Origin of the sequence: Prevotella heparinolytica, from assembly GCF_002998535.1 — a bacterium.
Classification (GTDB): domain Bacteria; phylum Bacteroidota; class Bacteroidia; order Bacteroidales; family Bacteroidaceae; genus Bacteroides; species Bacteroides heparinolyticus.
Genome location: NZ_CP027234.1, coordinates 3,530,395 through 3,542,982, shown reverse-complemented (window position 1 = coordinate 3,542,982; position 12,588 = coordinate 3,530,395). Strand labels below are relative to the sequence as shown.

At 44.6% G+C, this 12,588-nt stretch carries 11 protein-coding genes and 1 tRNA gene; 6 read left to right on the top strand and 6 right to left on the bottom strand.

Features of this window, described 5'->3' with window-relative positions; genetic code table 11:
- Positions 1-9: 9 nt before the first annotated feature.
- Positions 10-876: a bifunctional metallophosphatase/5'-nucleotidase gene (locus C3V43_RS14465; RefSeq protein WP_106070341.1), complete on the bottom strand. Its 867-nt coding sequence runs from the start codon at positions 874-876 to the stop codon at positions 10-12.
- A gap of 22 nt (positions 877-898) precedes the next feature.
- Positions 899-1,669, bottom strand: a complete 771-nt coding sequence (locus tag C3V43_RS14460; RefSeq protein ID WP_106070340.1) for a 5'-nucleotidase C-terminal domain-containing protein — start codon at positions 1,667-1,669, stop codon at positions 899-901.
- A gap of 712 nt (positions 1,670-2,381) precedes the next feature.
- On the opposite strand from C3V43_RS14460, the gene rplS reads away from it, so the two are divergent.
- Positions 2,382-2,735, top strand: a complete 354-nt coding sequence (gene rplS, locus C3V43_RS14455) for a 50S ribosomal protein L19 (protein WP_106070339.1) — start codon at positions 2,382-2,384, stop codon at positions 2,733-2,735.
- A gap of 150 nt (positions 2,736-2,885) precedes the next feature.
- On the opposite strand, the gene C3V43_RS14450 is transcribed toward rplS, so the two are convergent.
- Positions 2,886-2,958, bottom strand: a tRNA-Arg gene (locus C3V43_RS14450).
- A gap of 229 nt (positions 2,959-3,187) precedes the next feature.
- On the opposite strand from C3V43_RS14450, the gene asnA reads away from it, so the two are divergent.
- Both asnA and ung read left to right on the top strand, forming a co-directional pair.
- On the top strand, positions 3,188-4,231 hold the full coding sequence (asnA, locus tag C3V43_RS14445) for an aspartate--ammonia ligase (protein ID WP_106070338.1): 1,044 nt from the start codon (positions 3,188-3,190) through the stop codon (positions 4,229-4,231).
- Between the two features lie 168 nt (positions 4,232-4,399).
- A complete protein-coding gene (gene ung / locus C3V43_RS14440) occupies positions 4,400-5,062 on the top strand; it encodes a uracil-DNA glycosylase (protein WP_106070337.1) in 663 nt (220 codons plus the stop codon).
- Between the two features lie 36 nt (positions 5,063-5,098).
- Here the strand turns inward: ung and C3V43_RS14435 are convergent, their stop codons facing one another.
- Positions 5,099-7,822, bottom strand: a complete 2,724-nt coding sequence (locus C3V43_RS14435; protein WP_106070336.1) for a putative LPS assembly protein LptD — start codon at positions 7,820-7,822, stop codon at positions 5,099-5,101.
- An 80-nt stretch (positions 7,823-7,902) separates the two neighbouring features.
- Positions 7,903-8,439: an HD domain-containing protein gene (locus C3V43_RS14430; RefSeq protein ID WP_106070335.1), complete on the bottom strand. Its 537-nt coding sequence runs from the start codon at positions 8,437-8,439 to the stop codon at positions 7,903-7,905.
- A gap of 118 nt (positions 8,440-8,557) precedes the next feature.
- Between C3V43_RS14430 and C3V43_RS14425 the strand changes: the two genes are divergently transcribed.
- Genes C3V43_RS14425 through C3V43_RS14415 form a run of 3 tightly spaced genes read left to right on the top strand, consistent with a single transcriptional unit; the run spans position 8,558 to position 10,741 of the window.
- Entirely contained in the window at positions 8,558-9,358 is an 801-nt protein-coding gene (locus C3V43_RS14425) for a polysaccharide deacetylase family protein (RefSeq protein WP_106070334.1), read from the top strand.
- Positions 9,355-10,314: a glycosyltransferase family 2 protein gene (locus C3V43_RS14420; protein WP_106070333.1), complete on the top strand. Its 960-nt coding sequence runs from the start codon at positions 9,355-9,357 to the stop codon at positions 10,312-10,314. Before C3V43_RS14425 ends, C3V43_RS14420 begins: the two co-directional genes overlap by 4 nt.
- Positions 10,307-10,741, top strand: coding sequence for a GtrA family protein (locus C3V43_RS14415; protein ID WP_106070332.1), 435 nt, complete (start codon positions 10,307-10,309; stop codon positions 10,739-10,741). Before C3V43_RS14420 ends, C3V43_RS14415 begins: the two co-directional genes overlap by 8 nt.
- Here C3V43_RS14415 and C3V43_RS14410 read toward each other — a convergent pair.
- Positions 10,674-12,458, bottom strand: coding sequence for an ArnT family glycosyltransferase (locus tag C3V43_RS14410; protein ID WP_106070331.1), 1,785 nt, complete (start codon positions 12,456-12,458; stop codon positions 10,674-10,676). The genes C3V43_RS14415 and C3V43_RS14410 overlap by 68 nt on opposite strands.
- Positions 12,459-12,588 lie beyond the last annotated feature (130 nt).

Below are 12,588 nucleotides of genomic sequence, written 5' to 3'. Positions count from 1 at the left end.
ATCCACAGGTTATTTTGGGGTCAGGGTAAGTACCATTTCTCCTACGAAAATACCATTTCTTCCGGAATGCAACAAGGAGACATTCTCCCCGTTGGCATTCAGATATACCATCGGCTTCTCCATAAAGGTGTGCGTATGTCCGCCCAAGATGACATCAATGCCATGCGTCTTGGCCACCAACTGCTCATCATCTACATCGCCGGGCATCAGTCTTTGCAAGCCCAGATGCGACAAACAAATCACGACATCGCACCCTTCCTTTCCTCCGAGAAGGTCGCTCATTTCCTGTGCCACCGCTATCGGGTCTTTATAAACCACCCCTTCGCTTTTATCGGCTTGTACCAAGCCCTCCAACTTCGGAGCCAGGCCGAAAACACCAATCTTCAGACCCTCACGCTCCAAGATGATATAAGGTTTCACCAACCCTTCAAGAACCGTACCCGCCACTTCATAATTGGAGCAAACTATCGGAAACCGAGCCAGACGAAACAAGCGTGCCATATTTTCCAATCCGAAGTCGAACTCGTGATTCCCTATCGCCATAGCGTCATAGCCCATGAGATTCATCATCTTGATTTCCAATTCACCTTGAAAGAGATTATAATAAGGTGTGCCTTGCGATATGTCTCCACAATCCAACAACAACATATCGGGATGCTTGCCACGAAACTGTTTCACAATTCCGGCACGGCGCACTGCCCCACCCATTCCGGCGTACTTGTCGGCAGCTTCCCGACTGATAGGTTCTATGCGACTGTGTGTATCGCTGGTATGCAGAATGAACAATTGCTTCTCCAAAGCGCCGGATTTTCCTTGCTGCGCCGATAGCGAAAGGGCCAAAAGCAGTAGAACTGCTAAAGAATATATACGTTTCATCGAACTTCTGTTTTTTAAATCCTTATTCTTTTATTATCACTCTCCCCTCCATGCGCGAGGTTATCTTTTTGCCGGCCGCCGCATGCCTCTCTACATATTTTGTGAAAATGTCGCGCACAGTGGCTCCTTGAGGACACACCCTCTTGTCGGCCTGCATGAATGCCGTCAACCCATCGTTCCCGTCGGCCAGATAGTCCACGGTGGCAACCGTATATGTCCGGTCATCCTCAACCGGTTTTCCGCCCACGAGCGCACGCAGCACCTTACCTTCTTTGGTTATTTCCAGCTCTATGCCGCTCACTCCTTCACCGCCCCGCACGGCTATATTATCAAACAAGAGTTTCATGGCAGTGCCTTTCATGGTGAGCACGCAAAGAGAGTTTTCAAAAGGCAGCACTTCAAAAATGTTCTCAATGGTAATGGGGCCTTCACTCAAAGAGTTACGAATACCACCCATATTTATCAGCCCCATGTCGGCAGGTGCGCCCTGCACCTCCATAGCCACCTCACGCAACACGTCCGCAATCAAGTTGGACAAAGGACTTTCCGGCCTGAATCTGTCCATAGATACTTCGGCACTTCCAATCACACGCCCCATTACGCTGTCTATCTGCTGTTTATAAGGAGCCAGCAAAGCCATTGCTTCGGCATCCGGCTCAACGTCCCACGTAGAGTCTACGGGAATTCTACCACCTTCCATCCGGGCCACTTTGTAAGAAGAATGGCAGGAAGCCAACAAAAGCGCCACAGTCATTATCCCTCCGGAAAGGAAACGGAAAATTTGTTTTTTCATACATCTTCAGTTTTAAACTGCTACAAATATACTTCTCTTTTATGATTGAACCGCATAAAAGAAGATTAAAATGGAGATTAACGATAAGCGATTAACGGTGAGCGTAAGTGATGAGCGGTAGGGTATCGTTTGGAAACGGGAGAAGGAAATCTCTCCGTTTTATTCGTCACACAGCCCGCCATGGCCCGCCTGAAAACAGACCAAGAACTTCAAAACAATGCCTCGAAGAAAGATGAAATAAATCCTAAGCAGTTTCTTATTCATCAACATTTTTCAAAGCAGAAACTTCCGTGATCCACCCCATTCAGAACATGCCACAGCAGGGGGCAGTGTCCGACACCAAGATACGATGGTTCCTCACCGGGGAACGACCTCTTCCTCACCGAGATCCGATGCCTTCCTCGGTGAGGAAGAAAACGAGTCGTTTCAGCATATCGCTGTTTGTAAAAAGATTTGGATTGCCAAAACACTACATAAAAAGCGGCTGCCCCACAAAAAAGGAATTGATAAACGGACTTTATTCCTCCTCCAATATAAGCGCAAGCAAATCCCACCACAAAACGCCCATCACAAAAAAGCGGGTTAACGCTTGTGTATCTGACAAATAATTCGTTTCTTTGCACCGCTTTCGCGCAATCGCTGTCAGGAGAAAACTGAGAGAAGCCTGGTATGTTGCGTTGTAACGATCAAACAATTTAATAATAAAAAGACAATGGATTTAATTAAAATTGCAGAAGAAGCATTTGCTACCGGAAAACAGCACCCGAGCTTCAAGGCTGGTGACACAGTGACAGTAGCATATCGTATCGTCGAAGGTAACAAAGAGCGTGTACAGTTGTACCGCGGTGTTGTTATCAAGATTTCCGGACACGGAGACAAGAAGCGTTTCACAGTACGTAAAATGTCTGGAACCGTTGGCGTAGAACGTATTTTCCCGATCGAATCACCGGCTATCGACAGTATTGAAGTGAACAAGGTTGGTAAAGTTCGTCGCGCAAAATTGTACTACCTCCGCGCTCGTACCGGTAAGAAAGCAAGAATTAAAGAAAAAAGAGTTAACGGATAATTCCAAACTCCTATTTCGAAATAAAAAGGGAAGCCGGCGTAGCGTCGGTTTCCCTTTTTTATCTAAACCTCTTCCATAAAATTGCCCCCGCAATAAGGCCAAACAAAAGCCGCAACAATCTATCAAGTAAGATGTTGCGGCTTTATTGTGTGACCCCGGTGCGATTCAAACGCACGACCTTCAGAACCGGAATCTGACGCTCTATTCACTAAGCTACGGAGCCGAATGCGGACGCAAAAATAGAAAAAATACCGGCATCTTCCTAATATTCCTTTTGGTTTTTCTAACAAGCCCGACTTTTTCCACCCACATTTTATTCCATTGCATTGTTATTTTGCGAGCAACACGCAGTCACAACCAAACATTATGCTATTTTTTCATCCAAAACACAAACAAGTATAAATATTATTTCTATCTTTGCCTCGCAATTTAATAGAAGAACAAATAAGTTTATGAGTTATCTAATAAAACCAGAAGGGTACAAACCTTTACTAGATCTGAAACAAACGGAATTAGGAATTAAACAAATCAAAGATTTTTTCCAATTAAACCTTTCTTCCGAGTTACGCCTGCGCCGTGTGACAGCCCCTCTCTTCGTCTTGAAGGGGATGGGAATCAACGATGACCTCAATGGCGTGGAGCGTGCAGTAACTTTCCCTATCAAAGATTTAAAAGACTCCAAGGCAGAAGTGGTACATTCTCTTGCCAAATGGAAGCGTCTTACGCTTGCTGAATATCATATCGAACCCGGGTATGGCATCTATACGGACATGAATGCCATTCGCGCCGATGAAGAATTGGGAAACCTCCATTCACTTTATGTAGACCAATGGGATTGGGAACGGGTCATCACTGCCGAAAATCGTAATGTGGAGTTTCTGAAAGAAATCGTAACCCGCATCTACGCTGCCATGGTACGTACGGAATATATGGTATATGAAACATACCCGCAAATCAAGCCTTGCCTTCCTTGCCCCCAAAAGTTGCACTTCATCCATGCGGAAGAGCTGCGCCAACTGTATCCGAACTTGGAACCCAAAGACCGCGAACATGCCATCTGCAAAAAGTTTGGAGCCGTATTTATCATTGGCATCGGTTGCAAACTGGGTGATGGGAAGAAGCACGATGGACGCGCCCCCGACTATGATGACTACACCACCCCCGGATTGAATGGTCTGCCCGGTCTGAATGGCGACCTATTGCTATGGGACAATATTCTACAACGTAGCATAGAGCTTTCGTCTATGGGTATTCGCGTGGACAAAGAGGCATTGCTACGCCAACTCAAAGAGACGAATGAAGAACGTCGTCTGGAGCTTTACTTCCACAAACGCCTGATGGAGAATACACTTCCGCTTTCCATCGGTGGCGGTATAGGCCAATCGCGCCTGTGCATGTTCTACCTTCGCAAAGCCCACATCGGAGAAATACAAGCCAGCATCTGGCCGGAAGACATGCGTCGGGAATGCAAAGAGCACAATATACATTTGATTTAACCGTAAATCAAGACAGACATGTTTTTTAAGATCGACAAAGAAAGCTCTTTCGGGAACTACCGAAAGAAAGAATAAAGAAGGAGCGTTTCATTTTCTCGGATTGAAATGCTCTTTTTACTTTTTTATTTCGTACTTTAGCAGTCTGAATCCATTAAGAAAAGGACCTTTATGAATGTTCAAATAGAAGATAGCTGGAAAGTCCGCTTACAATCAGAATTCGAAAAAGACTATTTCAAGCACCTGACAGATTTCGTACGTAATGAGTACGGAACGTATGCCATATATCCGCCGGGGAGATTGATCTTCAATGCATTTAATCTATGCCCTTTCGACAAAGTGAAAGTGGTGATCATCGGCCAGGACCCCTACCACGGTCCGGGACAAGCGCACGGCCTTTGCTTCTCCGTAAATGACGGCGTTCAATTTCCGCCGTCTTTGATCAATATTTTTAAAGAGATAAGAGATGATATCGGTACCGAAACTCCTGCCACCGGCAACCTGACACGCTGGGCAGAACAAGGTGTATTACTGCTGAACGCCACTCTTACTGTCCGTGCCCATCAGGCTGGTTCTCACCAGAATCGTGGCTGGGAAACTTTCACAGATGCTGCCATACGAGTTCTTGCAGAAGAAAAAGAGCATCTTGTGTTTATTCTTTGGGGAGCTTATGCCCAACGTAAAGGAGCATTCATTGACCGAAGCAAACACTTGGTGCTGACCTCCGCACATCCTTCTCCTCTTTCTGCCTATAACGGCTTCTTTGGGAACAAGCACTTCAGCAAGACAAATGAATATCTAAAAGGACATGGAGAAAAAGAAATATATTGGTAACAGAGGATGTTATTACTCCGGTTGAAGCACCTCACCCTAATACCACTTAATATTTGTCTGAGTCTGGCTTCTTTGCTCCCATTTCAAGTCTTGCAGAATCTGTGCGGTAGCACGAATGGTGAAATTATAATATTTATACATTCCAAAAGGAGCAAGGCTGGCAGTCATCGTAAAGCAGTGCAAATCACGCGTGATATTAAAGACCGTATTTGTTATCAGCTTTGCATTGAAATCATAACCGGAGTTGAAATTTACCGCCCACTTATTGCTTAGCTTGACATTTCCATTGATGTTAAGAGCATTCAAGCCGATTTTATAGGGGTAACGCATATTCTTCCGATTGATAGGCTTATCCCTATCTTCCGTTATATTGAAGCCGGTACTCAAAGATACAGACCACGGCATTTTGAAAGCCTGATAACCATCGGCATCGGCCGTTGCTTCTTTTGTTTTCTTCGCCGGCATGCCCACACCCGAATTTTCAGCATCAGCCCCCTCTTCATCTCCACCGTTCTCAGGTTTATCTTTTTTCCTTTTCTCTTCAGCCTCATCCTTTTTGCCGAAAAGTTTCTTGAAAGTGTCGTTATTCAGCGTATAGCTAAAAGAGGTGCCATAACCGGACCAACGCCCGAAACGTCCATACGACCACTCCGTACGGTCACCCACCACCACTTCGCCTTTTTCATTGAACTCATAAGCATAAGTGGCAAATGTAGAAGCCATACTGAAAGTATAGTTTTTGCCCAACTTCAGGCGAAGGTTCACATTCAAGTCGCTCCATGGCCTTGTCTCCGCCGCCATATTATAGCTGATACCGGCACCTAATTCATCTATCAGACTCACTTTACGAATAGAATCGTTTTTGTCTTTGAACTTCATCTCCAGATTGTTGGAAATACTGAAATTGACACTTCCTTGCTTTCCACCGCTCGGCACGCCGAAAGGTTGCCCGGAATAATAAGAGTAGCGAACCTCTCTACGTTCTCCATTCTTTCCTTCTTCAATATAGGAGTCATAATAGCCATAGTGAGACGTAGTGAAGTCCGGCGCCGCACTGATGCTCACCGAAGGTGTGATGACATGACGGATTTGTATTTCTTTCTTGGGCAGAAACAACGGTTTGTACATGCCATAAATCTTGGTATTAATGCCCAGACTGGTACTATAATTATACACACGGTGGAAACCATATATTGTATCGTTCACCACTTTTTGGCTCGGGATATCCCAATCTTGCTTTATTTTTCTCGTGTACCAACGTTCCGTATAATTAAACGTAGGAGTCAAATTGAAGTATTTGAATAAAGTAAACGTTGCACTGATGGGAATATCGTGTTGCATACCGTTTTCCCAATCCCTTACCAAATTGGATTTGAACAACCGGTCATCCTTTGTCCTAATGCTGTTCTTCATTCTACCGGTATAGCGAATTGAAATCTTCTCATACCACTTTTCATCTCCCACAGCACGCTTCCGTTTGAAAGGGAAAATGGTACTGAGTGAAATATTGAGATCGGGCAAAGTTACAGCAATCGAAGAGTCTCTCATGTTCTGGGCAATATTTCCCGAAGCAGAAATATTCAGTTTCTGATCCGGAAAGTTTCGTGAGTAGCTGACGCTTGAAGTCTTCGTGTTCTGCGACATTGCCTGCACATTATACAGATTACCAATATTAGTCTTCTCGTAACTGCTCGTAGCAAAATTCACACTGGCCGAAAAGTTTGAGTTGGGACTGGCTTTGGGGTCTTGACGATGAGACCACACCACTTTAAAGTCTTTGGCAACCGAATAGTCGGGCAATCCTTTATCACCGGTCTTGGTTACCTGATAACTTGCCTGAAACAATCCGGAATATTTATAACGCTTCACGTAATTTGATTCCGCATTCAATGCCCACGAGCCTTTTGTAAAGATATCCGCCTTCAATTTCAGATCCATCTGTTCATTGATGGCAAAATAATACCCTCCATCCGTCAAGCCGAAACCACGGTTGGAGTCATCCATATAAGTAGGCATCAGAAAGCCAGACTGATAACTGCTGGAGAACGGGAAGAAGAAGAATGGCACAGCAATAGGAAGTGGAACATCTTCCACGACCAAATAAGCCGGTCCTGTCACTACGTTTTTCTTAGGCCGTACTTTAGCATAAGTCATCTGCATGTAAAAGTGAGGGTGATCATGATGGTCGCAAGTGGTATAGCGTCCGTTTTTCATATAGAGCTCGTCGTTATGACCCTTCTTCGCATTATTACCGGTCACGTATCCTTCGCCTTGCTGGCTGACCACATTACTGATAATTCCTCTCTTGCTCTTAAAATTATAGCGAATAGTATCTGTTTCGTAAGAAGTGTCTCCATCCTTAAAAACGGGCCGTCCTTTCGCCGTACCTAACGAATCGATCACACCACGGGCAAAAACCGTGCTATTATCCATGTCCATAGAAATAACATCGGCGGCCAGATCAGCCCCCGGATAGGTCACCTTGCCTTGCCCGTAAAGATGAGCAAAACCACTTTGAGTAAAAACAATGGAATCGTTGGCTTCATAAGTCACCGGAGCATCCAGTTCTGTCTTCTTGGGAGGAGGAACTGGCACAGTATCTCTCTGCAAAGAATCACCAATATGTAAAGAGTCTATCCGCTGTTTGCCCGAAGACGCCACTCTCTCTCTGCGACGTTGAGAAAGAGCCCCGTCGGAAAGAAGAAGCAAAACGAATAATAATATAAATGCTATGAATGAATTTGCTTTCAATGGCGTCATTAACTAATAGTTTTACGCTTAGGATGGCAAAAGTACGTATTTTATGCGTATAATCTCCCTTTTTAAAGAAATTTAGATTGCTACAAGAACTGTTCGCACCAATGTTCAAAGCGCCTTAAGCCCTCTTCGCCGTAACGTTCCAAACTTTTCCGGGCTTTATCTATGCTCTTTTCTTTCTCCAAATGAGTTTTTGAATAGAACTTATCGGCAAAACAGATGACTTGTTCTTCCAGACTGACAGGAAGCATTTCGCGATGCGGAATCGGCAGGCTTTGTGTTACGATCTCTGCCAATGAAAGTCCGGCTCCGGTATGCCTTTCGCATACCAACGCATGTCGGGGATAGCCTTCACCACGTAGTAAATCAGCACCCAAATAACCATGGCAGATATACGGTCTATCGCCAAAGCAATGAATGCCGGGAGCATCGGTAAGGAAAATACCGATATCATGCAACATAGCTGCCTCGTATATAAATTCTTTGTCCAAAGAAAGCTCCGGATGGCATTCAGCAATCTGCAATGCTTTATGGGCAACGGCATGGCTATGAATCAGCAATATATGCTTCAAAGGACTCTCTTCGGGATAATATTTGTCAATCAGCGACTCAGGAGACATAATGCTTTTGCGTTTATTGTTTGCATAAATAGTTCTTTATTCATGCTATTTTTGCCGTCAAAAATACGAATTATTCTGCAACAATGGCTAACTTTGCCACATATAACACCACAAAAGTATGATTCTATTAAGTTTTGACACAGAAGAATTTGACGTCCCCCGCGAACATGGAGTAGAGATCTCCTTGGACGAGGCCATGAAAATTTCAGTGACCGGAACATGCAAAATTCTTGATATATTGCAGAGCAACAGCGTAAAGGCAACATTTTTCTGCACCACGAACTTCGCAGAAAATGCCCCGCAAGTGATGCAACGCATCATCAATGAAGGGCATGAAGTTGCAGCACATGGGTGTGATCATTGGCGTCCACAAGAATCTGATGTACATCTTTCCAAAGCAACCCTTGAAAAACTCCTCCCGATCACCGTCAGCGGATACCGGCAGCCACGTATGTTTCCCGTATCCGATGAAGAAATCGAGAAGAATGGCTACACCTATAATTCATCCTTAAACCCAGCCTTCATTCCCGGACGCTACATGCACCTGACCGAACCGCGTACCTACTTCATGAAAAACAATGTATTGCAAATCCCTGCTTCGGTGACGCCTCTGTTGCGCTTCCCCCTATTCTGGCTTTCGTGCCATAATCTGCCAATGAATCTTTATTTATGGATGACCCATAGGGTACTTCGGCATGATGGTTATTTCGTCACCTATTTCCATCCTTGGGAGTTCTTCCCGTTAGGTAAACATCCTGAGCTTAAAATGCCCTTTATCATAAAGAACCGTTCGGGCGAAGGAATGGAAAAACGACTCGACACCCTCATCCGCAATTTAAAGAGCAAAGGTTATCCGTTCATGACTTATAACGAGTTTGCCGCCATCAAAATAGCAGAACTTAAAAACAAACAAAAATGATTAGACTGGCCATTGTCTGCCCTTGCTACAATGAAGAGGCAGTACTTCACCAGTCAGCAAAATTGCTGACTGCTTTATTGAATGACTTGATTTCAAAACAGAAAATCACTCCAGACAGTTTTGTGCTTTTGGTAAATGACGGTAGCCAAGACCGCACTTGGCAAATTATCCGTGAGCTGTACAGAACAAACCCTTATATGAAAGGAGTAAATCTCGCACGCAACGTAGGGCATCAAAATGCCATCATGGCCGGAATGATGTCTGCCAAAGCATGGAGCGATGCGGTGATCACAATGGACGTCGATTTGCAAGACGACCTTAATGCAGTAGAACGCATGATAGATTTACACGCCAAAGGTTTTGACATTGTATATGGCATAAAAGTACAGCGGAGCGCCGACCCTATGCTGAAACGGGTTTCGGCTATGACTTTCTATAAACTCCAGAGAAAAATGGGTGTGGAAAGTTATTATAACCATGCCGACTTCCGTTTATTAAGCAAACGCGCCCTCGATCTGCTGGCCGGCTATCAGGAAAGGAACTTATATTTGCGGGGAATAATTCCTTTGTTGGGACTTCCATCGACTACCGTAGATGACGTAATCAAGGAACGCACTGCCGGCGTCTCCAAATATACCTTAAGAAAGATGTTGAGTCTGGCGCTGGACGGCATTACATCGTTCTCCGTGAAACCCATTTATTGCATTGTATACTCAGGAGGAATCTTCATCTTTATCAGTATTCTTATAGGTATCTATGTACTCTACTCCTTGATGTCCGGAACCGCCGAACACGGATGGGCTTCGCTCATACTATCCATCTGGTTCGTGGGAGGCGCTGTACTAATCTCCATCGGCAGCATAGGCATATATATCGGAAAGATTTATAAAGAAGTTAAACACCGCCCGCTCTACAACATTGAAGAAGTGCTGCATGAGAATAAAAAGGATGAATAAGATCAAGGCATTCTGGAACAGTCACCCCGAATGGCAAGAGAAGTTCTGGCAAGTTGTTCGGTTTGGCATTGTAGGTACAATCTCATCGGCCATCCATTACGGGGTGTACTGTCTGCTTTTGGAATTTGTCAATCCCAACTTTGCCTTTACCGGAGGATATATCGTAGGCTTTATATGCAACTATTTCCTCACCACGTTCTTTACATTCCGTTCTCATCCTTCATCGGCCAATGCCGCCGGTTTCAGTTTCAGCCACATCGTAAACTATTTATTGGAAATCGGATTATTGAATCTCTTTCTGTGGATGGGGGCAGGAAAACTGCTCGCCCCCATATTGGTTATGATAATCGTAGTACCTATCAATTTCCTGATTCTCCATTTTGTATATACCTATCGGAAGAAGGGGAAGAAGCAGATTCCTTCGTAAACCGATAGACTTCGGCAATCTGGCCGACTACTTTTTTGGAAGACCGATATCGTTTTTCAAAACGATATCCTTCTTCTTCAAATTGCGGGAAGAATTTTTCCACATCGTCCACCCTTATCAACAGAAAACCATCTGTGGGACGCTCCTTATAAAAGTTACCGATGCGGTTACGAAGATAGAAGTTCACTTCAAAGAAATGCAAAGGGTCACCTGCCGCAAAAACTCCTTCAGAAATAAACTCATACAAAGTCCCCTCTTCTTCGGGTGCTACTTGGTTTATTTCCGCCGCAATACCCTTGACAGATTTCACATTAAGCACAGCAGGCTGATAAGCTCCATCCAAAGAAAGATAAATACTCATAAGTAATGCCACCAAGAGAACCAACGTTTTATTTTCTACAGAGTGTCTGCAATATATCCACCAAGCAACAGCCAACAATGCAGGAATGGCAATCAACAGCCAGGACAATCCGCCAACGGCTTGCAAAGCATGAAGCATCTGAATGTTCTTGTCCGCATGCCTGCCATGAAATATGGTATCGGGAATCAGTCCCAGCTTAATGACCAAGAAACAAACGAACAACAAAAGGGCGACTACAGCCAATGTTCCCCCGTAAGCCTTGATCACCCACTTTTTCTTCTCTGCCAACAAGAATATATAACGGGCAATAAAATAAGCGATGAACGGATAGATAGGCATCAGATATACACTGCGCTTACTCTGAGGGAAGCAATAGAACAGGAATATGATGATAATAGAAGTGGCGGCAAACAAATCTACCGGTTCCATCTGTCGTATTTTCTCCACCGTCCACTTCCACCACCGAAGAGGTTTCAGCGGCACACGGCATTTACGCCACGACAACGTGAAAAGTGAAAATAAGAGCAACAGTGTCCAGGGCACATAACCCGCCACAAGGGTGATAAAATTATAGTACCAAGGATTAACACACGATTCATAACTCATCGTATTAGTCATGCGCCCGAAGTTTTCTTCCATCACCAATGCCAGAAACTCTTCTCCACCTTGTTGGTAAGCGGCTACATACCAGCCTAAAGGCAATAAGAGAGAGCAGGTTCCACAAGCCAACATCCATAAGAAAGCACGTAAAAAAGAAACATTACGAAGCAACAAGAACACACCCATGACCAAACAGGGAATCAAGCTGCCTACCGGTCCCTTGGTCAGCGTGCCCAAGCTCATCAACAAGACAGCCAGCCAAGGAATTCCATGCATTCCTTTCTCATACCATCGGTAGAACGCATATAAGGCCCCAACAGTCAATGCTGTAAGAACCATATCCACCCGACAGTTCATCCCCGCCCTATGAAGTTCGAAGTTTGTCAAAGAAATAAAAGCAGCCAATAACGCTACTCCCATGCCTGTTCTTTTGGCAAAAAACAAAAAGCCGAAGAAGGCCATGGCTATCAGTGCAATGGCAGAGGGCATACGAGAGGTCATTTCGGTAACTTCGCCCCCATTCAGTAGAGAGAGGGCGGCCACCGACCAATGAAAGAAAGGAGGTTTATAAGCCAGTTCACCACCATTGTTTCGGGGTGATATCCAATTTCCGCTTTCCAGCATGGAAAGAGAAACAATCGCCTCGCGAGGTTCACCCTTCGTGTGGTACTCTGACAGTCCTAAAAACGGGATGATGGTTACAATACTGATTAACAAGAGCCCTAACGCTACATTACGCAATGAAAATGACTTCATTTTTGATGTTTTTTGTTTATTTATTCCGATTCAAAGACAAAAGTACGAAAAATCCCCACAAAACACTCTGGGACAGTCTAAAATTCATCCGAGATATTTATTAAGCGTTTACAAAAAGCCGTCTGTTCCG